Raw genomic sequence first — 24,217 nt, 5'->3', positions numbered from 1 at the left:
GGTTTTGGCACAATGAATGGGATACTGGTGGACAAAAACTCGTTGGAATATGGTGTGATTCCGCAACCGCGGATATTGGTTCGTGACGGACCTGACATTGCGGTGCGAAAATTGTCGATTGCTCGACTCCCGGTTGGGCTGGGGCGCTATCGGCGGGAAATTATCCGGCTGGCATCTTTGATGGCAGGCTCTGCCGGGGGGAGGATGCTGCCGCTGACCTTCGTCGATTCCGACGTCGTGGCCGAGGGGTATCACCTGTCTGTAGGGTCCGGTGGCATTCAGGTGGGTGCGAGTTCATCGCTGGGTGCCCTCCAAGCGATGCGGACCATTGTCGACCTCTGGGACGGTGCTGGCGGCGGCGCTCTCCCAGCGCTGCAGATCGATGACTGTCCGACTTTGTCGACTCGCGGCGTGTTCATCGAGTCGTTTGGCGGAACCGATCTGATGGGACTGGACGACTGGAAAGCGCTCCTCGACCGGGTGGCGCGGTTCAAGTTCAACACGGTGGGAGTTTCGATATACGGTTGCTGGGACATTCATCACGGTGGTGACCGAAGCGAGTATTTGTTCACCCCGTTGACTGAATTCCCCGAGGCGGTTTCCCCGCAGCATCTGCTTTCTTGGGATCCGGCCACTGGTGACGAGGTCGAACACAACTATGTGCCTCGCATGTTCAGTGAGGACTTCTTCGGTGAAGTCGTGAATCATGCGAGAGAGCTTGGCGTCGAGGTAATTCCGCACCTCGGCGGGCCGGGGCATTCATCGCTCATCCCTCGGGTGGTTCCAGACCTGTCTGCACGCGACACTGCAGGGAAACGAACCGGTTATGGATACTGCGTGTCGCAGGAAGCGGCCAGAAATTCCTTGCGTTGCCTCGTGCGCGGTCTCACCATCCGACACTTGGTGCCGAACGGAATTCGTAAGCTACACGTCGCCGGCGATGAATACTATCCCGTGAAGAACGTGGATCCATTGGACCGGGATAGGCTGGTCACCCCGTATTGTTCGTGCCCCGGATGCAGTGACCTCACGGCCGGCGAGATGCTCATCGAGTACTTCGTGCAGGTCGGTCAGGTGCTGGCGGAGTTCGACGTCAAGATGATCCATTGGCAGGACTCGCTGGTGCGCGAAGGTGTGTTGGACAAATACCTCGACCGTCTCGAAGCGGAGAGACTTCCGAGCCCCGTCATTGCATGGTGGAAATACAATGATCCGGTCCCACGCCCGCGGACGGAGCGGGCCGAGGGTTGGTGTTGCCCGACAACTGGACTTGCACCATTCCTTTTTCATCAGGACTTTCTTTCGAATATCGACTCGATGCTGCGTCGCGGGATCGCTGGCGGAGCTACCGGTGTGCTGGCCTACGGCTCTGGAGATCCGGCGGACTGTGAGAACTACGCAGGGCTTGCCGATCTGTCGTGGAACTTCGAAGGTTCACGCGGGATGACTGGGTTCCGGCAGCGTTGGGCTGCCAGAATTTGTCCTGGTGCCGTCGATGAGGCCGAGTCCGCGCTGTCATTGGCCGGCACTATCACGGCCTGCTATCCGCTAATGATGTACGTCATTCAGCAAATATTGCCATTCTTCTCCAGTGCGAATTCGAGAGATTCCTCGTATCCGGATGATCAGTTCCGTGCTGTGGCTCTGACGGCGTTACCGTTGGTCGAGGTCGTCCGGCAGACGGCAGATACCCTCCAAGAGGCCGTCGCGCGGATGCCTACAGGGCGTGACGACTCGTTGTGGGGGAATCCCGTCGACGTCTGGCGTCAAGAGATGCTTCGCACAGCCGCCACGTTGCAACTGTTCCTTGATGTTCTAGCGGTGGTCCGGCAACCCACTGAGCCGGATGAGAGCGAACTCACTCGGCTTTTCGAAAGCGCTGACTCGCTGCTGCGTTCGGTCGCGAGCGGCAAGCCAGCGCACCTAGTGCCGATCGTGCTACGCGAACTTTGGGTGTTCGTCCGCGAGATCAAGCCTGCGATACGGAGGTTGCGCGAACAGAAAGACCTGCTGGAATCCGCCCCTTGGTATCCGTGGCTGATCTGATTCCCCTTACGCCGTGACCGGATTCGTCGCGATGCCTGAAGCGACTTCGATCAGTGTCTTGGCCACCTTCTTCGCCTCGGCGAGGCTGAAGCGGGAGGACGGGCCGCTCACGCTGATGGCCACCGGAAGGTGGGTGCCGAGCAGCGGGGCGGCGACGCAACGGCCGTCGTCCTCGTTTTCGCGGTCGTCGACGGCGTAGCCGAGGCGGCGGACCTTTGTCAGCTCCTCGAAATAGGCCTCTTCCGCGGTGATCGTGTTGCCCGTCCGCTTCGGCAGGCCGGCATCCCGCAGCAGATCCCGCACCCGGTCCTCGGGCAGCTGCGCCGCGATCGCCTTGCCGAGGGCCGTGCAGTGGATCGGGTCGCGGTCGCCCCTCGACGCGGCCAGGCGCACGCCCCGCCGGCTCTCCGCGATGTCCAGATAAATAATGTGGTCCCCATCGAGCAGCCCCAGGTTCGCTGTCTCGTCGAACTCGTCGCGCAGGCGCTCCAGGGACGGCCGCGCGCGCTCGCGCAGGATCTCCAGGTGCCGGGACTGCATGCCGACGAAGCCGAGGCCCAGCCGGAACAGGCCGCCGTCCTCATCGCGCTCCACATAACGGTGGTTTTCCAGCGTCCACAGGTAACGGAAGGCCGACGACTTCGGCAGGCCGGTGGTCTGGGCAACCTCGTTCAGCGTGATCCCGTCGACCGATTCCTGCAGCAGGTTCAAGATCAGGCAGACACGTTCCACGGCGCGAACGGAGTAATCGCGTTCCTCCTCTGGCGCCTCGTGTTCTCCAGTGGTCATCTCATCGGGATCTTGCTTCCTGCGCCGGGCCACTTTGTTACCTCGTTTCGGGCGTCAACGTTTGCGTTTCAGATGCTACCGCCACCGGAACCCCTGCGTCAGGGGGCCAGAAGACACTTTTCGGCCCGTCCGGAGATTCAATCACCGGGTCCGGGTGGTCCTGGTGGCCCCCTTGACGCGAACCACCCCCAGTCCTACCGTGAACACATCTGGCAGATCTGCCGTTTCACTAGATGAAACTCCAGGAGTCCCGGTCCTGACGGATCGGGAGTGCGACAGGTGTCGAAGGGACGTTCGATGGACAACGACGAGCCGCAGGAGCCCAAGCAGTCCAACGAGCTTCGCGAGCGCGCGCTCAAGAGGACGCCCGGCGGCGTGCACTCCAACGTCCGGCTCGCGGGCTCGCGCGAGTTCATCCGTTCCGCACAGGGCGCCTGGCTCTACAGCGTGGACGGCCGCGACTACGTCGACTACCTCCTCGGCCAGGGCCCGAACTTCCTCGGCCACGCGCCCCGCCAGGTGGTGGACGCCGTCTTCCGCGCCTGCCGCGACGGCGTCATCTTCGGCGGCCAGCACGAACTGGAAGTCCGCGCGGCGGAACTGGTCTGCGAAGCGGTCGGCTGGGCGGACAAGATCCGCTTCAGCATGACGGGCACCGAAGCGGTGCAGGCGGCGTTCCGGCTCGCGCGCGCGGCGACGGGGCGCACGAAGATCATCCGCTTCGAGGGGCACTACCACGGCTGGCTGGACAACGTGCTGCTCGCCAACCGGGACGGGCGCTGGGGCACCGCCAGCAAGGGCCAGCTCCCCGGCCACCTCGACGATTTCGTGCTGCTGCCGTGGAACGACCTCGACCTGGTCGCCGACGCGCTCGCGCGCCAAGGCGAGGAAATCGCCGCGGTCGTCATGGAGCCGCTCATGATCAACGCGGGCGTGATCGAGCCGAAACCCGGCTTCCTCGAAGGGGTCCGCAGGCTCTGCGACCAGTACGGCATCGTGCTGATCTTCGACGAGGTGATCTCAGGTTTCCGCCTCGGGATCGACGGCGCGACCGGGCGCTACGGTGTGACCCCCGACCTCGCCACGTACGGCAAGGCGATCGCCGGCGGGTTCCCGGTCGCGGCGCTGGTCGGCCGCGAGGACCTGATGGACCGCTTCGGCACCGGCGAGGTCAACCACTCCGGCACCTTCAACTCCTCGGTGATGGCCACGGCCGCCGTCGTCGCTTCGGTCTCCAGCCTGATCGACGACCCGCCGTACGAACGCGTCGCCCAGCACGGCAAGGCGTTGATGGACGGCCTGCTGGACATCGGCACGGGATACGAACTGCCGCTGCGCGTGGCGGGCCTCCCGCAGGCGTTCCACGTTTCCTTCGGCGACGCGGAAGTGACGGATTACCGCACACTGCAACAGCTCGACCTCGCGCGCTACGAGAAACTCGCGAGCACGCTGGTCGACCACGGCCTGTGGGTCGCCGGCCGCGGCGTCTGGTACGTCTCGGCCGCGCACGGGCAGCGCGAGCTCGACGCGGCGCTCACCCGGTTCGACAAGGCGCTGGCCTCATGGACCAGCCGATGACGCGGCCGGTCAGCGCAGCCCGCAGCGGCACGAGTTTCTCGCCGTACTACTGCGCCGGTGACTTCGTCTTCCTGTCCGGGCAGGCCGCGGTCGACGAGGACGGCCGCATCGTGCCGGGCACGTTCGAAGAGGAAATGCGCCGCTCGATCGAGAACGTGCGAAGCATACTCGGCGGGCTCGGCCTGCGACTGTCCGATGTGGTCAAGGTCGGCGCATACGTGCAGGACCCGGCGGATCTCGTGGAGTACAACCGGATCTACCGCGAGTACTTCGCCGAGCCGCTGCCCGCGCGCACCACGCTCACCAGTTGCCTCGGCGACGTGGTGAAGTTCGAGATCGACGTCGTGGCATTCTCGGGAGGCGGACCGAGTTGAGATTCGCCACACTCGGGCTTTTCCACGAGGCCAACACCTTCGCCCCGCTGCCTGCGGACCTGCGCCTGTTCGAGGACGGCGGAGTGTTCCGGGGCAAGGAGATCGTCGAGCAGTACGCCGGCTCTGCCACGACGTACGGCGGGTATCTCGTCGCCTGCGAGCAGCTGGACATCGAACTGGTGCCGCTGCTCGCCGCGTTCGTCACGCCCACCGGTTCGATCACCCGCGAGGCCTTCGAATCGCTCGTCGGCGAGATGATCGAGCGGCTGGTGCGCCAGGGCCCGTGGGACGGGGTGCTGCTGAACGTGCACGGGGCCGCGGTCGCCGAGCATTTTCCCGACGCCGACGCGGAAATCGCCGCGCGGGTGCGTTCGGTGGTCGGCCCGGACGTGCCGGTCGGCGCGGTGCTCGACATGCACGCCAACGTTTCCCAGGAGCTGATCGACGAGCTCACGGTCACGCTCGTCTACCAGACCAATCCCCACGTCGACCCCGGTGCTCGCGCGGTCGACTGTACGAAGCTCGTGGCGGCGGCCGCGCGCAGGGAAATACGGCCCGAGCAGGCGCTCGTCCGGCTGCCGCTGGTGGTGAACATCGCCCGGCAGGACACCGCCGAGCAGCCGATGGCGGATCTGGTGGCGAAGGCGCGTGAACTCGCGGCCCGGCCCGGCATGTTGTCGGCGAGCGTCGTGGAAGGCTTCCCTTACGCGGACGTGGCGGAAATGGGGATGTCCTGCATCGCCATCCACGACGGCGACCGGGCGAAGGCCGAAGCCGCCGCGAGAGAGCTGGCCCGCTCGATATGGGAGCAGCGAGTTTCCTTGCAGGCCAAGGGAATCACCGTGCACCAAGCGCTGGACATCGTCGCCGAGACGCCCGACGGGCCGGTCGTTCTGCTGGACGTCGGGGACAACATCGGCGGTGGCGCGCCGGGGGATTCCACGGAGATCCTCGCGGCCGCGGTGAAACGCGGGATGGATTCACTGGTGCAGACGCTGTGGGATCCCGAGTCCGCCCAACGGTGCATCGAGGCGGGCGTCGGTGCGCGGCTCCGGCTCGAAGTCGGCGCGAAGCACACGCATTCCGCAGGCCGGCCGGTCAGCGTCGTCGGCCACGTTCGGGCGGTGTCGGACGGACGTTTCGAGGAGCCGACGCCGACCCATTCCGGATTCCGGTTCTTCGATGCCGGTCCGACGGCGGTTTTCGAGACCACCCATGGCCACACGCTCGTGCTGAACTCGAAAGCGGTGATCAACTCCAGCCTGCAGCAGCTGCTGAGCGTCGGTGTCGACCCGGCGGGCTACCGGATCGTGGTGGCCAAAGGGGTCAACTCGCCGCGGGCCGCGTACGGGCCGATCGCGAAGCGGCTCGTGGTCGTGGACACCGACGGGGTGACCGCGATGGGCCTGGACCGCTTCACCTACCAAAACCGGGCGAAACCGTTGTACCCCTTCGAAGATGCGGAGTTTCCGGAGCAATCATGACGATGAGGTTCATGCGGGTCGGCCCGCCCGGCGCGGAGCGGCCGGTCGTGTGCGAGGACGAACGCCATTACGACCTGACCCCGCTGGCCGCTGACATCGACGGCCGGTTCCTCGCCGGGGACGGGCCGCGACGGGCGCGGGTGGCGCTGGATTCGGGCGAGCTGCCCGTACTGGACGTCAGCGGGCTGCGGGTCGGTGCGCCGATCTCGCGCCCCGGCGCGGTCCTGTGTATCGGACAGAACTACGCGGCGCACGCGGCGGAATCGGGCGCGGAACCGCCGGGCGAGCCGATCCTGTTCCACAAGTCGCCGAATACCGTGGTCGGCCCGTACGACGACGTGCTGATCCCGCGCGGTTCCACCCGGACCGACTGGGAGGTCGAGCTCGGCGTGGTGATCGGGAAACCCGCGCGCTACCTGGAAACGCTGGCCGAGGCGCGGGCGTGCGTTGCCGGGTACGTGACGACGAACGACGTGTCCGAGCGGGAGTTCCAGCTCGGCAGGCCGGGCGGCCAGTGGTCCAAGGGGAAGTCCTGCGAGACGTTCAACCCGGTCGGGCCCTGGTTCGTGCCGGGGTTCGAGCTGCCCGACCCGCAGGCCCTGGAGCTGCGTTCGTGGGTGAACGGGGAGCCGCGCCAGGACTCGAAAACGACGGACATGATCTTCTCCGTGGACGAGATCATCTGGAACCTGTCCCAGTTCCTCGTGCTCGAACCGGGCGACCTGATCAACACCGGGACGCCGGAAGGCGTCGCGTTGTCGGGCCGGTTCGAGTACCTGCGCGCGGGCGACGTCATCGAGGTCGAGGTGGCCGGGCTCGGCCGCCAGCGTACGGAGTGTGACCAGGCCTGATGGAACTTTCCGCCGGCGTGCTCGAAGCCCTGACGGAGATCGTCGGCGCCGATGGCGTGCGCCGGGCCCCGGGGGAGCTGGCGGCGTACGCGCGTGACGCCACGCCGTTGTTCCGCGCGGTGCCCGATGTCGTGGTGTTCCCGCGCACCACTGAACAGGTCGCCGAGGTACTGAAACTGGCCACTGCGCACCGGATTCCGGTGGTTCCGCGCGGGGCCGGGTCCAATCTGTGCGCGGCAGCGGTGCCGTTGGCGGGCGGGATCGTGCTGGCGTTGACCAGGATGACGCGGATCCTGGAGGTGAGCGGTGACGAGCTGCTCGCGCGTGTGCAGCCGGGCGTCACCACGGCCCGGCTCGCGGACGCCGCCGCGGCGCAGGATCTGTTGTACGTCCCCGATCCCGGTAGCCGGGTCACCTCCACTGTCGGCGGCAACGTGGCCACCTGCGCGGGCGGGTTGCGCGGGCTGAAGTACGGGGTCACCCGGAACTACGTGCTCGGGCTGGAGGCCGTGTTGCCGACCGGCGAGGTCATCCACACCGGCGGCCGGCTGTGGAAGGACGTCGCCGGCTACGACCTCACCAGGTTGCTCACCGGCTCGGAGGGCACGCTGGCCGTGCTCACCGAGATCATCGTGGCGTTGCTGCCGAAACCCGCGGAAGTCGGCACGGGGATCGCGTACTTCGAGACGTTGTCCGACGCCTGCCGCGCGGTGGCCGCGATCATCTCCGCCGGGATAGTGCCTGCCACGCTGGAATTCCTGGACCAGAAGTGCATCGGCGCGGTGGAGGACTACGCGAAACTCGGCCTGCGCACCGACGCGGGTGCGCTGCTGCTGTTCGGTGACGACGGGCCGATCGAAGTGGTCGCCGGGAACCTGGTGCGGCTGCGGAAGATCTGCGCGGATTCCGGTGCGCTGGAGGTGACGCTGGCCGAGGACGTCGCCCGCTCGGACGCGTTGCTCGCTGCACGCCGTTGTTCGCTGCCCGCGCTGTCCCGCCTCGGTTCCCTGACGATCCTGGAGGACGTCACGGTGCCGCGGCCGCGGTTGGCGGAGATGGTCGACCGCATCGACGAGATCGCCCAGCGGTTCGGTCTGCTGATCGCCACCTTCGGGCACGCCGGCGACGGGAACCTCCATCCCACCTGCGTGCTCGACCCCGACGACAACGACGCGGTGGAGCGGGCGCACAAGGCGTTCGCCGAAATCTTCTCGACCGCGCTGCGGTTGGACGGCACCATCACCGGCGAACACGGTGTCGGAGCGGCGAAACTGCCGTATCTCACCGAACGACTCGGGGTGGCACAGGTCCGGCTGCTGCGCCGGATCAAGACCGCCTTCGACCCGGCAGGCATTCTCAATCCCGGGAAGGTCGGCTCGTGATCTTCGACAAGGAACTGCTGGATCGCTGCATTTCCTGCGGCTACTGCTTGCCCGCGTGCCCGACGTACCGGCTGACCGGCGAGGAGGCGTCGTCGCCGCGTGGGCGGATCACGTTGATGCGCGCGCTCGAGACGGGAGAGCTGGACACGACCGATCCGACCCTGGCCGAACAGTCGTCGTTCTGCCTCGGCTGCCGGGCGTGCGAGCCGGTCTGCCCCGCCGGTGTGCAGTATGGCGATCTGCTCGAACAGTGGCGGGATGTCCAGTGGCAGGGCGGAAATCGCCCCCTGCTCGCACGGGCGCTGATGGCCGTCGTGTCCCGCGAATGGGTGCTTCGATTACAGGGCATGGTTCGTCGGCATGCGCGCGGTAACGGGGGCGAGGTGCATTCATTGATGCTCGGTTGTGTGGAACGAGGTCTGTACCCGGCGGTGAGCCGCGCCGTGCGGCGGCTCGCGCCGGGAATCTCGGTGCCCGGCGGACAAGGTTGTTGCGGGGCACTGCACGCGCACAACGGTGACTCCGAAAAGGGTGCGGAAATGGCTGTGGCACTGGGAAAACAGCTGCCCGGCACGATCATCACCACGGCGGGTGGCTGTGCCGCGCACCTGGCTGCGCGGCTCGGCAGGGACAGGGTGCGGGAATTCGGTGAATGGCTGGTCGAGGTCGGCTATCGCCCGGACGGCGAAGTGCGGGTGCGTGGCCGCCGTGCCCGCGTCGGGCTGCAGGATTCCTGTCATCTGCGCAACGCGCTCGGTGTCACGGCGGAACCCCGCAAACTGCTCGCGGCTGTCGCTGACTACGTGGAACTTCCCGGTGCCGGCGATTGCTGTGGTGCCGCGGGGACGTATTCCCTGTTGCGCCCCAAGGACAGTCGCCGCGTGCTCGCCACGAAACTCGACGCGATCGAGGCGGCGGAGATCGATTTCGTGGTGGCCGTGAACCCGGGCTGCCTGCGTCAATTGCGCCAAGGCCTGCGAAAACGACGATCGAAAGTGCGAGCGGTGCCGCTGGCCGAGTTACTGGCGGACGCGCGAAATTGATCTTCTACTCTCTGTCGTTGTCACTACTTGCCGGATCGCCAATATGGGGTAAACTCAGCAGCCCGAATGGGTTTGGCTGTGTAAAATGTCCATTTCGGTTTCGCGCCGAGCTTTGCCCGAGGCCGTCGACGTAATTTCCTTAGCAGCGCAACATACTGTCGCAAAGGGACGAGTGATGGAACACCCACTTGCTCGGTTCAATGTGCTCAGGTCGCACGACCTCGACGAGATGCGGGATCAGCTGAGCCGGATCATGTGCAGGCACGGGCTGTCGCTGGCAGGTGGTGCGGAGCCGCTCGACGCGATCATCAACTCCCGCGGGTCTCGGCACTTCGTGTTCAACTTCGTCCGGTACGGCCCGCCGGTCAACGTGGATCCCGGCTGCACGCGGACCTTCACCGCTCTCCAGATCCCGCTCCGCGGCCGCGCGCTGGTGCGGAACGGTAACCGCGCCGTGGTCTCCACGCCAGGGCTGATGGTCGTCACCGATCCCCACGAGCCGCTGTACATGGAACTGTCGAGGAACACCGAGCTGGTCCTCGCCCGCATCGACTGGGCGTTCGTCCAGCGCACGATGGGGAGCCTGCTCGGCATGGAGATTCCGTGGCGGATTTCGTTCCGCCTCGCGCTGGACGTGACCTCGAAACGCGCCCGCGGCTGGCATCGCATGCTGATGGAGTTCATGTCGTCGGTGGCCCGTCCGGAGGTCTGGTTCCCGAATTCGATGAGCCTGCCGTGGCTGGAGGAACGCCTGGTCTCGGACCTGATCTACCTGCAGGGCAACACTTATACCGAGATCCTGGCCGCGCGGCCGTGCCCCGTTTCGCCGCGCATGTTCCGGGAAGCTCTCGATCTCATCGAGTCCGTGCCGGAAGAACCGCATACCGAATCGAGTATCGCGGCGCGATTCGACGTGAGCGTGCGCGCGTTGCAGGAAGCATTCCGGCAGTATATCGACAGCTCTATTTCGGAGCAGCTTGTCCTGGCCCGGTTGCACCGGGCCTATCTCGATCTTCGCTGGGCGTATCCCGGTGAGGTCACGGTGCAGGAGATCGCGACGCGATGGGGCTTCGCCGATCCCGGTTTCACCAGGCTCTATCGCGCGATCTACCACGAGCATCCACAACAGACACTGTTCCGTTGACGAGTGCATCCCACGCGGTTAGCCTGACCCCCTATGAAATCCTGATTTTGTTTACCGAAAACTGGTGATCACGGTGGATCCGGCTTTTTCCTACGGACGTACCCCGGACGCAGAGCACGCCCGCGCGATGGCCTCGACGGTGCTCGGCAACCATGACCTGCGGATCACGCAGGGCACCTTGGACATGTGGATGCGCGCGGAAAAGGGGTTCGCGAGCACCGCCGGGTTCCTTGGTTACCGCTGCGCGGCGCAGGTCCACCTCGAAGGTCTGCGTGAGGACTACACGGCGGTGCTGGTGCTGACGGGGCACGCGGTCGGCCAGCTCGACGGCAGCTGTCTGGAGCTCAACCGGCGTGCCGTGCTCGCGGCCGGGCCCCAGCAGGAATTCGCCATCTGCCTCTCCGGTGACTGTGTCGTCCGGGTGGTCCGGTTACCGCTGTGGCTGGTCCGGGCGCGCGCCCTCGCGTTACTCGGCCGCGACGCGGTCGGCCTGCTCACCTTCGGCGCGGTGCCCGCGTTCGTCGCCGACAACAACGCGCCGGTGACCAGGCACGTAGCGCGCTACCTCGGTCACCAGAATGCGCAACGGCTGGACCGGTTCGTCGAGGAAAGGCTCGTCGACTGGCTGCTGCGGCAGCTTCCGCACCAGTACACCGACGCGTTGAGCGCGGTCCCGTCGGCGGAGAAGTCACGTGCGATCGTCGACTTCGTCAAACTGCTCATGGACACGAACCCGCTGGGAAAGGACTCGATGGAAAGCTACGCGGTGCAGGCCGGCGTAACCTACCCCGAACTGATCCGCGCATTCCAGTGGGCGAATGGCCAGTTCCCGCACATGTATCTCCGCGGCGTCCGGCTCGACATGGTGCATGGCGTGTTGCAAGGAGCGCGGGCGGGCGAAATGGACGTGGCGACCGTGGCGCGCAAGCACGGCTTCCGGAACGGGACCGAATTCCGCAGCTGGTACCGCAAGCGATTCGGGGAGTGGCCCGCAGATACGCTGCGCCGCACCGGAAAGGACTAGAGTGCGCCCACTGCGGTTTCCAGAGACCAGGATCTCGGCTCAGCACAAGGGTTTCCCGCCGTCGATGATCGGGCTACCCGGCGCCGGCGTGGCAGGCCGGTCCGGCGTACTCAACTTCCTGACCCCGCTGTTGATGCTCGACCACGACGCCCTTCGGCACAATCTTGCCACCTTGCGGGAGTTCTGCGCGCAACGCGGAATTTCGCTCGCCCCGCACGTGAAAACGACTATGTCGCCGGAGATCGTGAACGCGCAGATCGAGCACGGCGCCTGGGCGTTGACCGTGGCCACGCCGAGTCAGGCGATAGCGCTGCGCGATCTCGGCGCGGAGCGGATCCTGCTCGCGAACGAGCTTGTCGAACCGCACGCGATCGACTGGCTCGCCGAAGAAATGTCGGCGGATCCGGGCTTCGCCGGTTATTGCTACGTCGACTCCACCGAAGGCATCGATATTTTGGAGAAGCGGCTCGACGGGCGCGCTCGCCCGTTTCCGGTGCTGATCGAGTTCGGGATTGCCGGTGGCCGGACAGGTACCAGGAACGCCGCCCAAGCGCTCGCGCTTGCCGAGCGAGTGGCGGCGTCGCCGGTGCTGGAGCTGGCCGGGGTGGGCGGGTTCGAGGGCGTGATCGGCGGGGAGCCGGACGCCCACCTGCTCGAACGCGTCCGCACGTACCTGCGCCGGCTGCGGGATCTCGCCGACGGGATGCTGCCCGCACGGGGCGAGTTCATCGTGACGGTCGGCGGGAGCGCGTTCATCGAGCTGGTCGCGGACGTGCTCGGCCCGGAATGGCAGGCCGGGCGCCCGATTCGCGTGGTGCTCCGCAGTGGTTGCTACGTGACGCACGATTCCCTGGCGTACCAGCGGCTTCGTAGCCTGATCGGCACCGAATACGAGGCGCTGCCGCTGCGGCCGAGCCTGGAACTGTGGGCGAGTGTGTTGTCCAGCCCCGAGCCGGGACTGGCCATTTTGGACTTCGGAAAACGCGACACGGGACTGGATTCCGGGTTTCCGGTGCCGCTGCACCGATTGCGGAGAGGCTGCACGGAAATCGAACCGGCGCCGCCGGGGGAGATTTTCGCCTGCAACGACCAGCACGCGTATTTCCGGGGCTTGCTCGAGGTGGGGGACCGGGTCGGCTTCGGGATTTCGCATCCGTGCACGACGTTCGACAAATGGCGGCTGTTTCCCGTTGTGGACAAGGACTACCGCGTACTCGGCACCGCGCAGACGTTGTTCTGAGTCACCGGTCGCCGCTGTCGGATTCCGGCCACCACTGGTCGAGTAGATCCATTCGCGCGTCGAGCAGGGCCGGGTTGCGCAGGTCGATCACGTGCACCCCGCGCCAGCGGTGGAAACCGATCCGTTCGAGCATCGTGCCGGCGCGCACGCTGGCGAGTTCGGCCGAAACGCGGTCGCCGGGGCACGGGAAATCCAAGGGGGAAACGCGGCAGGCGCCGATTCGCGCGTCCGGCGCGAGAATACGCAGCGCGCTGGCTATCAGAGAGGCACCTAGACCATGCCCGCGCCAGGCTTCCAGGAGTTCGATCCGGCGCAGGATCACCATTCGCGGCGGCCCGGGCGCGATTTCCGCGTCCAGCTCCGGATGTAGCCTGCCCTGGTCGGGGTCGATCACCGTCTCCGCGATGAACTCCAGCGCCCATTCGCCGAGCACCACGGAATCGAGCAGATTGCGTTCCTTGGTGAGATCCGCGATCACCAGCGAGATGTCGCCGACGTGGCGTAGTTCGTCCGGGCACATGTCGAGTGCGGTGACATCCGCGGACACATGCCATTGCTCCGGTTGTTCGTCCTCATCGTCGATCTGCCACCAGAAGCGACGGTGCGAGATCGTGAGTTCGATGGAAAGGGGATTGGCGGGGAGATCGGGAATCACGGTCGCTCACCGGCCCCGATTCTGATTGCACGTGCATCTGCACGACCAGGTGGAAGTGGGCAGATGATCTCCGATTGATGGCACCCGCACCGTTGTAGTGAAATTCGCGGTGTTAGTCAATGACCACGTTCCGTACAGCATCTCTCTCAGAATAGCAGCGGAAGTGAAATATTCCAGAAGTCGTCCGGTCCGCTGCCACAACATGCTGGGGATTTGCATGATCACTCGCGTTCGGCCGCGAGGATGGTGGTCGCGCCGCGTGTCCGCGCCACTCCACGAATTAACCCGATTGGGTGGTAGTCGCGCTGTCTCCATGATTCTTTCACCATTCGCGTGGACGCCGGTCGGCGATATAGGACCCCTTGGACCTGATCGTGACCACCAGGCCGCGAAAGCGCAGCAGCCTGGTGGCGTGCCGGGCAGTGCCCAGCGATACCCCGTATTCCTCGGCCAGTCGCCGCTCGGACGGCAGCGGTGTGTTCGGCGCCAAATCACCGGCCTCGATCCGGGCCGCGAGATGGTTCGCCATCATTTCGTAAACGTAGCCGGGAGTGTCGCCCGGCTCGAATTTGGGCACGTTCACGGGAACAACGCTAGAACCGCCTGAACTGCGCTTTTTCCGAGGGTGCGCCCTTCAACGGCGTATCGCTGCACCCGCGCGGTAGACCGCGGTGAAACGCAAAGGGTATCGACTGTGGATTCGTTTACCGATTATCCGCCTTCACTCTAATGGGCGGGTACCGGCTCGGCTTTCGCGTGTTTGCCGCGGCCGCGCAGGACTTCCGGCCGGGGTGCTCCCGGCCAGCCGTTCACCCAGCTGGAACCGCGCACCTTTTTCGCGCGCTGCTTCAACGGCGCCAACAACCGTGACACTTCCCGATAGCCTCGCGTCACGTCGCCGGCGCAGACGATCGTCGCGAGCGAAACCGTGACGGCCCTGTCCTCCGCGGACCACGGCTGGTCGACCAATGCTTCCGCCACAGCGGTGATTTCGTCGATATCGCAGGCGATGAGGAAGTCGTCGCCGCCGACATGGCTCACCGTGACACTGCGCAGTTCCGTGCTGAGCTTCGTGAGCGTCCGGCCGAGCGCGCGGATCAGGTCGTCGCCTGCCGCGAACCCCTCGTTGTCGTTGACCGCCTTGAACGAATCTACGTCCAGCCAGGCGACGACTGTCGGCTCGCCGAGCTCGAGGCGCCGGTCCACTTCGCGGGCCACGGTGTCGCTGCCGGGCAGTCTGGTCAACGGGTTGAGCGCCGCCGCCTGCTCGATTTTGACCTCGGCGACCCCGCGCACGATTTCGTGCACCAGCACCACGCCGAGGCAGCGACCCTGCCCGTCGACCACCACGATGTCGTCGTTGCTGCGCCCGATGTCGTTCTCCGCCACCAGATCGAGGAGTTCGAGCGCGCCGGCGCCGGTACGGATGGTGCGGGGCTGATCGGCGAGCCGGGCCGCCGGGCGTCGCGCGTGCAGGGCATGTCCGAACGGGCCGGTGAGTTCGAGCAGGAACCGGGTGCGGTCGATGGACCAGCGCGGCCGCCCGCGCTCGTCCAGGCCGACGAGCCCGTTCACCGCGTCCTGATCCAGCAGTACGCGCCGCACTTCTTCGCACGTCGAATCGGCCGACACCGTCGTCGCGTCATGCATGAAGTCATCCACCTTCGGCCCGCTCGACGGTATTTTCGGCGCTGGCGGGGGCGCAGGCTGGGTGGTCAAGCCGGTCGGGACGCCGTGTTCGCTTGCCGGAGCGAAGAGATTTCCTTGTACGGTAAGGATTCCGAGCTGCTGCACCGCCGAGAGTTCTTCTTCGGTCTCGATTCCGGTTGCCACGAGGCGAATGTCCGTGCGCGCGGCGAACAGCGCGAGCGCCTCGACGAGCGCGATCGTCGGGGTGTCCGACCGCAGCCGGTCCAGCGTGACGCGGTCCAGTTTGAGCATGTCCGGCCGGGCGTCGGCGAGCAGGTTGAGCGGCAGGTCGCCGTGGCCCAGATTGTCGAAGGCGAGCCGGAAACCCAGCTCCGTGAACCGGCGCGCTCCTACCAGCAGGGCATTGGCGGGAACCCCGTGGAACGGCGTGCCGACCTCGAGCACCACTTCGCGGGTGCGCCTGCCGGCGCGGCCGAGCGTCTCCAGCAACGGTTCGAGAACCAGTTGCGGCGCGGCCACGGAAGCGGCGGTCAGGTTCAAATGCAGCGGAAGGAGCGTTTCATGCGACGCTTCGGACATAACGGCCTGTGTGGCCAAACCGACGTCGACGGCGACGAGCCGGCCTTTTCGCTGCGCATGCCGGAGCAGTTCGCCGATGTTTCCGCGGACCGGCCTCGCCAGCGCCTCCACGCCCACGATTCCACCTGTTTGCAGGCTGTACAGCGGCTGTAACGCGAACCGGACCTGCTCGACGGAAGCCTTCACGTTCAGATTTTCGCCCTTCCGGATCGGCCTTCCGGGAAACCGTGCCTCAATGGTTACATGCGAATAACGTTCAGATAAAGAATGTGGCTCGTGTCACGTTTTTGGTGATTGTCCAACGGCGAACTGGCCCCTACCTAATCGGTAGTCGGGCGGTCACTCTGGAGTAGTTGGGCCGCACCGGCGCTAGGAGTTCACGTATGCCGTCCTTTATGGAGCCGTTCCGCATCAAGGCCGTCGAGCCGATCCCGTTCCCCACTCCCGAGCAACGCCGCGCCGCGCTCGCGGCCGCCGGCTACAACCTGTTCAAGGTGCCCGCGCGGACCATCACGATAGATCTGCTCACCGATTCCGGAACCGCTGCCATGTCCGCGGCGCAGTGGTCCGCCATGTTGTCCGGCGACGAATCCTATGCCGGAGCGCGCTCCTTCGAAAGGTTCGAATCCGTCGTGCGCGACCTGACCGGCTATCCGGAAGTGCTGCCGGTGCACCAGGGCCGCGCCGCCGAACGGATCGTGCTCGGCAACGTGCTGCGGCTGGGCGACATCTCGGTCAGCAACACCCATTTCGACAGCACCAAAGCCAGTGTCGAGGCCGCCGGGGCCGAAGCGGTCGACCTGCCGGTGCCCGCCTACGAAGGAGTGGTGAACCAGTTCGGCGGGGATCTGGATCTCGACGCGCTCACCGAACTGCTCGCGGGCCGGTCCGGGCACCGGATCCGCTGTGTGGTCATGACGGTGACGAACAACGCGAACGGCGGGCAGCCGGTGTCGCTGCTCAACATCGAAGGCGCCCGGAAGCTCTGCGACAAGCACGGTATTCCCTTGTATCTGGACGCCTCCAGGTTCGCGGAAAACGCTTACCTGATCACCGAGCGCGAGACCGGTTACGCGGAGCGCTCCCCGCGGGAGATCGCGCGGATGATGTTCGACCTCGCCGACGGCTGCTGGGCGAGCCTCAAGAAGGACGGTATCGCGAACATCGGCGGGCTGATCGCGCTGCGCGACGCGGAGCTGGCTTCGCGATGTTGCGAGCAGCTGATCGCGTTCGAGGGTTTCCCGACCTATGGCGGGCTCGCCGGCCGCGACCTGGAAGCGCTTGCACAGGGCCTGCTCGAAGTGACCGAGCCCGACTACCTGCGGTACCGGGCGGACACGGCGCGCTGGTTCGGCGAGCAGCTCGGGCTGGCCGGTCTGCCGGTGTTGCAGCCGACCGGTTGTCACGCCGTGTATGTGGACGCGGGCCTGTTGCTGGACCACATCCCGCCGCAACAACTGCCCGCGACCGCCTTCGCCAACGAGCTGTATCTCGCCGGTGCGGTGCGGGTCTGCGAACTGGGCACGCTCGTTTTCGGCCGGCGCAACCCCGACGGCGGCCCCGACATCCCGGCCCCGCGCGAACTGGTTCGTTTCGCATTGCCACGCCGCGTCTACACCGCGAGCCATCTGGAGTACGTCGTCGACGCGACGGAGGAAGTGTGCGCAAAGAGTGCGCAGCTGCGCGGTTATCGAATTGAGCGGCAGGGTGGGGCATTACGGCAGTTCACGGCTGTACTCGCGCCACTCTGATAACCGCACCGTATGGATCTTCTAACGGGCTGCAAGTTGCAGTCGGCAAACCTACACCCGTTCGTCGGTACTTTTTTTGCCGGAAAAGTCGGAGAGTAAGAGACTGGAGGTGTGTGGGAGTCGACCTCGCCTGAACTTGATCGACACGACTGCCCGGGACGATGACGCTGTTACCGCTGGAGAGATACCGGCTCTTCGAGTCCGGCGACCTTGACGACACCCGTGCGCAGGTCACGAAGATCTTCTGTCCGCATCGAATGGACACGGTCGGCCCGAACGCCCGGCTCAATGCCTTCATGCACTGTCGGCGACTGCGCAATATCGCGGTCACCTATGTGGCCTATGGCTGGGATGTCCGGGTCAATCCGGGAGAGCTCGAAAGTTTCTTCGCCGTACTGGCCCCGCAAACAGGAAAGGGCACTTTTCAGAGCGGTTTCGAACAGGTTCAAGCATCGCGTGACAGAATTTGTGTCGCTTCGCCGACGGAACCGCTGAGCATGCGCTTGTCCGCCGATTGCGGGAATCTCGTGCTCCGGGTGGAGCGCGCGGCGGTGGAGGCGCGGCTGTCGGAAATGATCGACGGCGCGCTGCGCGAGCCGATCCGGTTCCAGCTCGGCATGGACGTCACCAGGGGATACGCGCGCACCTGGTATGACGCGCTGTCCTACAGCGTTGCCGACCTCGACCGGCCGGACAGTATGCTCGCGCATCCGCTTGCGATGGAACAGTTCGAGCAGAACCTGATCACCGGCCTGCTGCTGGCGCAGCCGCACAACTACACGGCCATGCTCAACGGGGACGACCGGCCGGTGCCCTCCCGGCTGCTGGGCATCGCGGTCGACCTGATGGAAGGTCACCCGGAGTGGTCGCACACGCCGGCCAGCCTCGCACGTTCCGCCGGCGTCAGCGTGCGCGCACTGCAGAAGGCGTTCCGGGAACAGCTGGACTCGTCGCCGAGCGAGTACCTGCGCGGTGTACGGCTGCAGCGGGTGCACGACGAACTGTGTGCGGCGCAGAGCGACACGACGACGGTCGGTGAGATCGCCAGCAAGTGGGGGCTCGCTCATCACGGTCGGTTCGCGGCCGTTTACCGGGAGCGTTTCGGCGAATCGCCAAAGCAGACACTGAGTCGGCAGCATGCGCGAAAGGGATAAGAGTGTTCGTCCCGCGGATCGTTCGCCTCAGGTCCGCACCCTAACGTCAAACGCATGTTGACCCGCGAGATTGCCGTGGGTTCTCGAACCAGACCTGGCGATTGCCTGCCGATCGGCCATTTGATCCGGTCGGCTCGCCTTGAGCGTGGCCTCACCCAGTACGACCTCGCGGACGCACTGGCCGCCGCTTCCGGGAACGAGAGCCTGGGGCGGGATGAAGTGTCACGCTGGGAGCGCGGCAAACGTGTACCGGGGCCGTACTGGCAACGCTGGCTCGGCGTCGTCCTCGACCTGGCCCCCGAGCAGCTTCGCGACTCCGCGCGACTGGCCAAAGAGCTCAGGTGGCAGCGGTAGAAATGGCCCCCTGACTTCCCGTCTCATACAAGGCACAATTTCGCCAGCGGGGAAACCTGTTTCATTTTTGGAGTGGGAGTCCGTATGGCCAAATCGTTGATCACCCTGGTAAACCCGAACCTCGTCCACCCCCCGATCACTCCGTACGCACTGGACATCCTGACCACTTCCCTGGAGTCCGCCGACTACGAGGTGGAGGTCGTCGACCTGACCTTCCGCCGTGATGACTGGTGGCTCGTCCTGCGTGAGTACTTCGCGACAAGGCAGCCGATGCTGGTCGGTGTGACGGTGCGCAACACCGACACGATCTATGCCCAGCAGCAACGGGTCTTCCTCGAAGACCACCTGGCGATCTTCGAGGAGATCAAGGCGAACACGGCCGCGCCGATCGTCGCCGGCGGAGTGGGCTTCTCGTCCATGCCGTTCGCGCTGGTCGACTTCTTCGACATCCCGTTCGGCGTGAAGGGGCCGGGCGAGAACACTTTGGTGCGGCTGGCGGATTCGCTCTACCAAGGGGAAGCGCCGGAGACCGTGCCCGGCCTGCTGCTCAACCGCGGTGGCGGCCGGGTGGTGCAGGTGCCGATCAACGCCGCGAGCCGCCGGAGCAAGGCGGGTTTCTCCCCGCTCAACACCGCGACCTCGTATACCCGCAGGTCCGGGACGGCGTTGAAGGTGGACAACCTGCGCTACTACCGCGGCGGCGGGCTCGGCAACATCCTGACCAAGAACGGGTGTGCCTACTCGTGCGCACACTGTGTGGAACCGGACGCAAAGGGCACGCACTTCACCCGGCGCGCGGTGGACGCGGTGGTGGACGAGATGGAAGCACTGTGTGCACAAGGTGTATACGATCTGCATACCACCGATAGTGAGTTCAACCTGGCCGTGGCGCACAGCAAGAACGTGCTGCGCGAGGTGGTCCGGCGCCGGGAGACCGATCCGCACACCCCGTTGCGGCAGCTTCGGTTGTGGATCTACGCCCAGCCGACGCCGTTCGACGACGAGCTGCTCGAACTGCTGGTCCAGGCCGGCTGTGCGGGGATCAACCTCGCGCCGGACCATGTCCGCGAGGAGATGCTCGACGACTGGAAGGTCACCGGCGGTGGGCGGCGGTACTACGACTTCTCCGATGTGGAGAAACTCGTGGCCCGCACCAAGGAATACAACCTGCCGGTGATGGTCGAGGTGCTGCTCGGGATGCCGGGCGAAACACTGGAGACGATGCGGGACGCCGTCGAGCAGACCCTCGCACTGGACGTGACGGTGGCCGGGTACAGCCTCGGGATTCGCGCGTTTCCCTATTCACCGCTTGGTATCCAGCTCGCCGCGCAGTGTGACGGCGTGCGCACGGTGCCAGGGCTGCAGTCGGATTCCGCGCTCGCGCCGATCGTGCTCAAACCGCGTACCCAGTGCGCGAGCGTGGTCGAGTACGAGCGGCAGTTCGTGTTCGACGAAGCAGGCCGGTTCCGCCCGGTCTACTTCCTCTCGCCGGAGCTGCCGGAGGACCCGGCGACCTTCGCCCGGCCCAACGGGCGCTGGGAGAAGTCAGTGGAACTGTTGTGGCAGATGGTGCCCGAGTCCGAGCTGCACCGGGTCATGCTGCCGACCCTGCCCGGGATCACGGAGGACGACAACAACTACGCCGACAACCCCTTCCTGCTGCGGTTGATCCAGCTCGGCTACACCGGGGCGTTCTGGTCGCACTGGCCGCAACGGCACGAGATCATGCACGGTGCGGCCTGACTGTATACAGCTCGTATACAGCCAAGGGGTCTCGATTTGAATACAGGAACAAGTCAGAACGCAAGTTTTATGTAAACTCTGCCGAGGTTGCCGGACGACGAGGTCCTGGCAAGTCGAACGTGCCGCCTCTGGCGGTCTCGGTCCGGGTGTGCCGGTTGGCCACTTCAGCGTCGAAGTGGCCGGCCGGCGCATCCGGCTTTTCGGTCCCCTGCAACGGAGTTTTCGCAGGTAGTCGCCATTTCGTCCACTTAGGACAGTGGGCGCGAGGTGTGCGAAAGGCCCGAGCCGGGTACCCCGCGCGGCATGATGTTGCGAGAGATGGCCCTGACGCGCGCGGAGTTCGAGGCGCGTGCGAAGTCCGGCAAGTCGCATCCGGCGGGCGAAGACGCCGCGGCGATCAGGGCGAACAGCACCCGTCTCGCGCTCGCTTTGTCGGCCGTCGTGTTGTGCCTGGCGGTCGCGGTCCTGTTCGGTGTCTTCGATCTGTGGGTGCTTTCCGGCGTGCTGTCCATCGTCGCCGTCGGCTGTCTGCTGGATTTCGTGCTGGTGGTACGAGGTTTCTCCCTCGGGAGGACCGGGTATCGCCGACAGTCATGACGAGGTTCCCGGACCGTCGCGCCGCCGGGCTCCGCCTGGGGGAGCAGCTGTCGCGGCGCGAATGGCACGAGCCGGTCGTACTCGGCATCGCACGCGGTGGGGTTGTGGTGGCTCAAGCCGTCGCGGAGGTGCTTCACGCGCCGTGGGAGGTCGTCGTGGCCAGGAAGATTGGTGCGCCGGGGCATCCCGAGTTCGGGGTCGGTGCCGTGACCGCGTCCGGTGACACTGTCTACGAGGGCCACGCCCTGCGGGCGCTCGGGCTGACGCCGGAAGCATTGCGGGAAACGCGTGGTGCCGAACAGGCCGAAGCGCGGCGGCGAGAAAACGTTTACCTCGGTGGGCGAAACCCGCTGGCCTGTGGCGGATGTGACGTGCTGTTGGTCGACGACGGGCTCGCGACAGGCGTCACGGCACGTGCCGCGGCCCGGTCGATCCGCCGGGAAGGGCCGCGTCGGCTGGTGTTCGCGGCGCCGGTCACCGCGAAGGACGCCGACGCCGGCGAGGTCGACGAGGTCATTTCCGTGGTACAACCGGCCAATTTCCGGGCCGTCGGCGAGTGGTACGCCGATTTCCGCCCGACATCCGATGACGAGGTCCTCGCCCTGCTCGGCGTGACCGTGCGCTGAGCCGCTCAGGACATTCCGGCGAACTGTGCCATTTGCCTTGCGGTGTAAGCGAAAAACTCATCCGCCGGGTCAAATGAGCCGACGTACTGACCGAACAGCTCGAAGCTGATCAGTCCGAAGAGCTGGGTCCAGGCGATTACCAGGCGGCCGACCTCGCCCGGTGCCAGGTCGGCCTCGAGCGCCTCGGTCAGCGCCTTCGCCTGGCGACTCAATTCCGCACTCAGCCTCGGTCCTTCGCGGGGCACCTTCAGCTCGGTCGACTTGATCACGCGCACCAATGCGAGTGCGACGCGGGCCGCGGGCGCCGTGGTGTCCTGCGGCGCCTGGTAGCCGGGGATCGGCGAGCCGTAGATCAACGCGTACTCGTGCGGATGTGCCTTCGCCCAGGCGCGGGTCGCGTCCCAGATCGCGCACCAGCGTTCGACCGGCGTCCGGCCGTTGTCTTCGGCTGCTTCGGCCGCTTCGCCGATCGCGTTGTAGGCATCCACGATCAGCGCGGTGAGCAGGTGATCGCGGCTCGGGAAGTACCGGTAGAGCGCGGACGAGACCATGCCGAGCTCCCGGGCCACGGCGCGCAGCGAAAGCCCGTGCGCGCCGACTTCCCCGAGTTGGCGCCGTGCCTCGTCCTTGATTTCCTGGGTCAGCTCGGCCCGGGCGCGGTCCCGGGCGGTCCGGATGGCTGTCATGCGCTCAGTGTGCCACCTCTGAGAGCGACGAACAAATTCGAGAGCACTGCTCTTGACACGACAGACTGTGCGGTGTTCACTGATCTCAACAGAGAGCACCGCTCTCGAAGATCTGAGGAGATCCGATGAACGAGATCAAGCGCGGCACCGGCGAGCAGTTCATGCACAACACCGTCCAGTGGCTGACCGAGCGCGGCGTGAGCCTGCTGGGCAGCCGCGTACTGTCGGTCCGCGGCCGCAAAAGCGGTGAACTGCGGTCGAACCCGGTCAACCTGCTGACCTTCGAAGGCGAGCGCTACCTGGTGGCGCCGCGCGGGCAGACGCAGTGGGTGCGCAACCTGCGGGTAGCGGGTGAAGGCCAGCTGCGGGTCGGCAGGCGGATCGAGACCTTCCGTGCGGCCGAGCTCCCCGACGACGAGAAGCCCGCCCTGTTGCGCGCCTACCTCAAGCGCTGGAAGTTCGAGGTCGGCATGTTCTTCAACGGCGTGGACGCGAAGGCGCCGGAGGAGAAGCTGCGCGAGATCGCCCCGAACCATCCGATCTTCCGGATCATCGCGTGAGGAAGGCGCGGAGGTGGTCGAGCACCGCGCGCGGCTGTTCCTCCGCGAGAAAGTGCCCGCACTCAGCGAGTTCGACCCCAGTCACATCGGCCGCATACTCGCCCCAGATGTCGAGCGTGGGCAGCTTGGCCGGCAACCCCGTGTCGCCCCGCGACGCGAGCACCGGCATCGCCAGTTTCCGCCCCGCGCCGGTTTCGTCGTGCTCGGCGTCGGTGGGGAAGGACGCGCGGTAGTCGTCGAACCCTGCCCGCAGCGCACCCGGCGCGGAGAAGGCGCGGAGAAGGCGCGGAGGTACTCCTCGACGTTTTCCAGGCCGTGCCGCTGATAGGTCCAGCGTTCGAAGAAGTAGTTCAGATACCTGGCGATGTCCCGGCCCGCCAGCAGTTCCGGCTGCAGATGAAACAAACAGTGCCAGTACTGTGCCGGTCGTTACCAAGCCGACCACAGCCACGCGGAAATGGGTTTCTACCAGCATTTCGGCTGCGGACAGTGTCCGCCTGCTTTTGGCCGGATTGGTAACCCCGCCCGATCACCACGTCCATCGGCTGCCACATCGCCCTGGTCGGGATGATGTCCAGCACGGCGAGCCGGGCCACCTCGTCCGGCCGGTCGAGCGCCCATCGGTGCGCCACCCTGGCCCCACGATCGTGCCCGACCACGCTGACCCGCTCGAAACCCAGGCCCCGCACCAGTTCCGAGATGTCGGCGGCCATCGTCCGCTTGTCGTAGCCGCCCACCGGTTTGTCCGGCCGTAGCCACGGAGATCCGGCGCGAGCACCGGGTACTCGGCCGCCAGCTCGTCGGCGATCTTGTGCCAGCACGCCGAAGTCTGCGGCCAGCCGTGCAGCAGCACTACCGGCGGACCCTCCCCGGCCCGCCGGTAGTGCATCCGGATTCCGTTCACGGT

Annotated in this window: 23 protein-coding genes and 1 pseudogene; 17 read left to right on the top strand and 7 right to left on the bottom strand. The window is 66.0% G+C overall.

The genetic code is table 11. The annotated features are described in order from the left end of the window. Positions 1-27 precede the first annotated feature (27 nt). Entirely contained in the window at positions 28-2,046 is a 2,019-nt protein-coding gene (locus VHD82_RS18185; protein WP_325704769.1) for a family 20 glycosylhydrolase, read from the top strand. Positions 2,047-2,052: 6 nt separating this feature from the next. Here VHD82_RS18185 and VHD82_RS18180 read toward each other — a convergent pair whose 3' ends face one another. Continuing rightward, complete coding sequence (locus VHD82_RS18180; RefSeq protein ID WP_325704766.1) at positions 2,053-2,835, bottom strand: IclR family transcriptional regulator; 783 nt, start codon at positions 2,833-2,835, stop codon at positions 2,053-2,055. Positions 2,836-3,132: 297 nt separating this feature from the next. On the opposite strand from VHD82_RS18180, the gene VHD82_RS18175 reads away from it, so the two are divergent. From VHD82_RS18175 to VHD82_RS18135, 9 genes are all read left to right on the top strand, one after another. After that, positions 3,133-4,413 (top strand): aspartate aminotransferase family protein, encoded by a 1,281-nt coding sequence (locus VHD82_RS18175; protein ID WP_325704763.1) that lies wholly within the window; start codon positions 3,133-3,135, stop codon positions 4,411-4,413. After that, positions 4,398-4,787: a RidA family protein gene (locus VHD82_RS18170; RefSeq protein ID WP_325704760.1), complete on the top strand. Its 390-nt coding sequence runs from the start codon at positions 4,398-4,400 to the stop codon at positions 4,785-4,787. The genes VHD82_RS18175 and VHD82_RS18170 overlap by 16 nt, the downstream gene beginning before the upstream one ends. Then, positions 4,784-6,271: a M81 family metallopeptidase gene (locus tag VHD82_RS18165; RefSeq protein WP_325704757.1), complete on the top strand. Its 1,488-nt coding sequence runs from the start codon at positions 4,784-4,786 to the stop codon at positions 6,269-6,271. The genes VHD82_RS18170 and VHD82_RS18165 overlap by 4 nt, the downstream gene beginning before the upstream one ends. A gap of 2 nt (positions 6,272-6,273) precedes the next feature. Continuing rightward, on the top strand, positions 6,274-7,122 hold the full coding sequence (locus VHD82_RS18160; protein WP_325704834.1) for a fumarylacetoacetate hydrolase family protein: 849 nt from the start codon (positions 6,274-6,276) through the stop codon (positions 7,120-7,122). Continuing rightward, the gene (locus VHD82_RS18155) at positions 7,122-8,504 is read left to right on the top strand and encodes an FAD-binding oxidoreductase (RefSeq protein WP_325704754.1); all 1,383 of its coding nucleotides are present in this window, start codon (positions 7,122-7,124) and stop codon (positions 8,502-8,504) included. Before VHD82_RS18160 ends, VHD82_RS18155 begins: the two co-directional genes overlap by 1 nt. Beyond that, positions 8,501-9,547, top strand: coding sequence for a (Fe-S)-binding protein (locus tag VHD82_RS18150; protein WP_325704751.1), 1,047 nt, complete (start codon positions 8,501-8,503; stop codon positions 9,545-9,547). The genes VHD82_RS18155 and VHD82_RS18150 overlap by 4 nt, the downstream gene beginning before the upstream one ends. Positions 9,548-9,722: 175 nt before the next feature. Continuing rightward, complete coding sequence (locus tag VHD82_RS18145; protein ID WP_325704748.1) at positions 9,723-10,691, top strand: AraC family transcriptional regulator; 969 nt, start codon at positions 9,723-9,725, stop codon at positions 10,689-10,691. 64 nt (positions 10,692-10,755) lie between these two features. Continuing rightward, positions 10,756-11,715 carry a helix-turn-helix transcriptional regulator gene (locus VHD82_RS18140; protein WP_325704746.1) on the top strand — a complete coding sequence of 320 codons (960 nt, stop codon included), beginning with the start codon at positions 10,756-10,758 and terminating at the stop codon, positions 11,713-11,715. 1 nt (position 11,716) lies between these two features. Continuing rightward, positions 11,717-12,955 carry an alanine racemase gene (locus tag VHD82_RS18135; protein ID WP_325704743.1) on the top strand — a complete coding sequence of 413 codons (1,239 nt, stop codon included), beginning with the start codon at positions 11,717-11,719 and terminating at the stop codon, positions 12,953-12,955. A 1-nt stretch (position 12,956) separates the two neighbouring features. Here the strand turns inward: VHD82_RS18135 and VHD82_RS18130 are convergent, their stop codons facing one another. The 3 genes from VHD82_RS18130 to VHD82_RS18120 form a co-directional block, all read right to left on the bottom strand. Beyond that, positions 12,957-13,610 (bottom strand): hypothetical protein, encoded by a 654-nt coding sequence (locus VHD82_RS18130; protein ID WP_325704741.1) that lies wholly within the window; start codon positions 13,608-13,610, stop codon positions 12,957-12,959. A 322-nt stretch (positions 13,611-13,932) separates the two neighbouring features. Continuing rightward, positions 13,933-14,193, bottom strand: coding sequence for a winged helix-turn-helix domain-containing protein (locus VHD82_RS18125; protein WP_325704739.1), 261 nt, complete (start codon positions 14,191-14,193; stop codon positions 13,933-13,935). Positions 14,194-14,336: 143 nt separating this feature from the next. Continuing rightward, entirely contained in the window at positions 14,337-16,025 is a 1,689-nt protein-coding gene (locus VHD82_RS18120) for a GGDEF domain-containing protein (protein WP_325704736.1), read from the bottom strand. Positions 16,026-16,222: 197 nt separating this feature from the next. Between VHD82_RS18120 and VHD82_RS18115 the strand changes: the two genes are divergently transcribed. The 6 genes from VHD82_RS18115 to VHD82_RS18090 all read left to right on the top strand — a co-directional run bounded on the left by VHD82_RS18115 (position 16,223) and on the right by VHD82_RS18090 (position 22,064). Then, positions 16,223-17,590 (top strand): tryptophanase, encoded by a 1,368-nt coding sequence (locus VHD82_RS18115; protein ID WP_325704733.1) that lies wholly within the window; start codon positions 16,223-16,225, stop codon positions 17,588-17,590. 161 nt (positions 17,591-17,751) lie between these two features. Then, a complete protein-coding gene (locus VHD82_RS18110) occupies positions 17,752-18,744 on the top strand; it encodes an AraC family transcriptional regulator (protein WP_325704729.1) in 993 nt (330 codons plus the stop codon). A 54-nt stretch (positions 18,745-18,798) separates the two neighbouring features. Continuing rightward, positions 18,799-19,098, top strand: coding sequence for a helix-turn-helix domain-containing protein (locus tag VHD82_RS18105; protein WP_325704727.1), 300 nt, complete (start codon positions 18,799-18,801; stop codon positions 19,096-19,098). Between the two features lie 84 nt (positions 19,099-19,182). After that, positions 19,183-20,841 carry a tryptophan 2-C-methyltransferase gene (gene tsrT, locus VHD82_RS18100; protein ID WP_325704724.1) on the top strand — a complete coding sequence of 553 codons (1,659 nt, stop codon included), beginning with the start codon at positions 19,183-19,185 and terminating at the stop codon, positions 20,839-20,841. 303 nt (positions 20,842-21,144) lie between these two features. After that, positions 21,145-21,438 carry a hypothetical protein gene (locus VHD82_RS18095; RefSeq protein WP_325704721.1) on the top strand — a complete coding sequence of 98 codons (294 nt, stop codon included), beginning with the start codon at positions 21,145-21,147 and terminating at the stop codon, positions 21,436-21,438. Continuing rightward, positions 21,435-22,064 (top strand): phosphoribosyltransferase, encoded by a 630-nt coding sequence (locus VHD82_RS18090; RefSeq protein ID WP_325704719.1) that lies wholly within the window; start codon positions 21,435-21,437, stop codon positions 22,062-22,064. Before VHD82_RS18095 ends, VHD82_RS18090 begins: the two co-directional genes overlap by 4 nt. A gap of 5 nt (positions 22,065-22,069) precedes the next feature. Here VHD82_RS18090 and VHD82_RS18085 read toward each other — a convergent pair whose 3' ends face one another. Next, positions 22,070-22,750 (bottom strand): TetR/AcrR family transcriptional regulator, encoded by a 681-nt coding sequence (locus VHD82_RS18085; RefSeq protein WP_325704716.1) that lies wholly within the window; start codon positions 22,748-22,750, stop codon positions 22,070-22,072. Positions 22,751-22,875: 125 nt separating this feature from the next. Between VHD82_RS18085 and VHD82_RS18080 the strand changes: the two genes are divergently transcribed. Beyond that, positions 22,876-23,310, top strand: coding sequence for a nitroreductase family deazaflavin-dependent oxidoreductase (locus VHD82_RS18080; protein WP_325704713.1), 435 nt, complete (start codon positions 22,876-22,878; stop codon positions 23,308-23,310). On the opposite strand, the gene VHD82_RS36835 is transcribed toward VHD82_RS18080, so the two are convergent. Together VHD82_RS36835 and VHD82_RS36830 are read right to left on the bottom strand one after the other, a co-directional pair. Beyond that, positions 23,300-23,785, bottom strand: coding sequence for an alpha/beta fold hydrolase (locus VHD82_RS36835; RefSeq protein ID WP_414637543.1), 486 nt, complete (start codon positions 23,783-23,785; stop codon positions 23,300-23,302). The genes VHD82_RS18080 and VHD82_RS36835 overlap by 11 nt on opposite strands. A gap of 94 nt (positions 23,786-23,879) precedes the next feature. Next, positions 23,880-24,199, bottom strand: a pseudogene (locus VHD82_RS36830) (alpha/beta fold hydrolase); the annotation flags it as partial. Positions 24,200-24,217: the final 18 nt, after the last annotated feature.

This window comes from Amycolatopsis sp. (assembly GCF_035546795.1).
Taxonomy (GTDB): Bacteria; Actinomycetota; Actinomycetes; order Mycobacteriales; family Pseudonocardiaceae; genus Amycolatopsis_E.
Note: the sequence above shows the minus strand (reverse complement) of the source record. Positions and strands in the feature narration are given on the sequence as shown.

What these genes read in the sequence shown, in the direction of transcription:
- VHD82_RS36835 (WP_414637543.1), bottom strand. Translation starts at nt 23,785, where the DNA reads ATGCTGGTAGAAACCCATTTCCGCGTGGCTGTGGTCGGCTTGGTAACG.
- VHD82_RS18090 (WP_325704719.1), top strand. Translation starts at nt 21,435, where the DNA reads ATGACGAGGTTCCCGGACCGTCGCGCCGCCGGGCTCCGCCTGGGGGAG.
- VHD82_RS18080 (WP_325704713.1), top strand. Translation starts at nt 22,876, where the DNA reads ATGAACGAGATCAAGCGCGGCACCGGCGAGCAGTTCATGCACAACACC.
- VHD82_RS18180 (WP_325704766.1), bottom strand. Translation starts at nt 2,835, where the DNA reads ATGACCACTGGAGAACACGAGGCGCCAGAGGAGGAACGCGATTACTCC.
- VHD82_RS18095 (WP_325704721.1), top strand. Translation starts at nt 21,145, where the DNA reads ATGATGTTGCGAGAGATGGCCCTGACGCGCGCGGAGTTCGAGGCGCGT.
- VHD82_RS18145 (WP_325704748.1), top strand. Translation starts at nt 9,723, where the DNA reads ATGGAACACCCACTTGCTCGGTTCAATGTGCTCAGGTCGCACGACCTC.
- VHD82_RS18115 (WP_325704733.1), top strand. Translation starts at nt 16,223, where the DNA reads ATGCCGTCCTTTATGGAGCCGTTCCGCATCAAGGCCGTCGAGCCGATC.
- VHD82_RS18155 (WP_325704754.1), top strand. Translation starts at nt 7,122, where the DNA reads ATGGAACTTTCCGCCGGCGTGCTCGAAGCCCTGACGGAGATCGTCGGC.
- VHD82_RS18170 (WP_325704760.1), top strand. Translation starts at nt 4,398, where the DNA reads ATGGACCAGCCGATGACGCGGCCGGTCAGCGCAGCCCGCAGCGGCACG.
- VHD82_RS18110 (WP_325704729.1), top strand. Translation starts at nt 17,752, where the DNA reads ATGACGCTGTTACCGCTGGAGAGATACCGGCTCTTCGAGTCCGGCGAC.
- VHD82_RS18105 (WP_325704727.1), top strand. Translation starts at nt 18,799, where the DNA reads ATGTTGACCCGCGAGATTGCCGTGGGTTCTCGAACCAGACCTGGCGAT.
- VHD82_RS18160 (WP_325704834.1), top strand. Translation starts at nt 6,274, where the DNA reads ATGAGGTTCATGCGGGTCGGCCCGCCCGGCGCGGAGCGGCCGGTCGTG.
- VHD82_RS18175 (WP_325704763.1), top strand. Translation starts at nt 3,133, where the DNA reads ATGGACAACGACGAGCCGCAGGAGCCCAAGCAGTCCAACGAGCTTCGC.
- tsrT (WP_325704724.1), top strand. Translation starts at nt 19,183, where the DNA reads ATGGCCAAATCGTTGATCACCCTGGTAAACCCGAACCTCGTCCACCCC.
- VHD82_RS18085 (WP_325704716.1), bottom strand. Translation starts at nt 22,750, where the DNA reads ATGACAGCCATCCGGACCGCCCGGGACCGCGCCCGGGCCGAGCTGACC.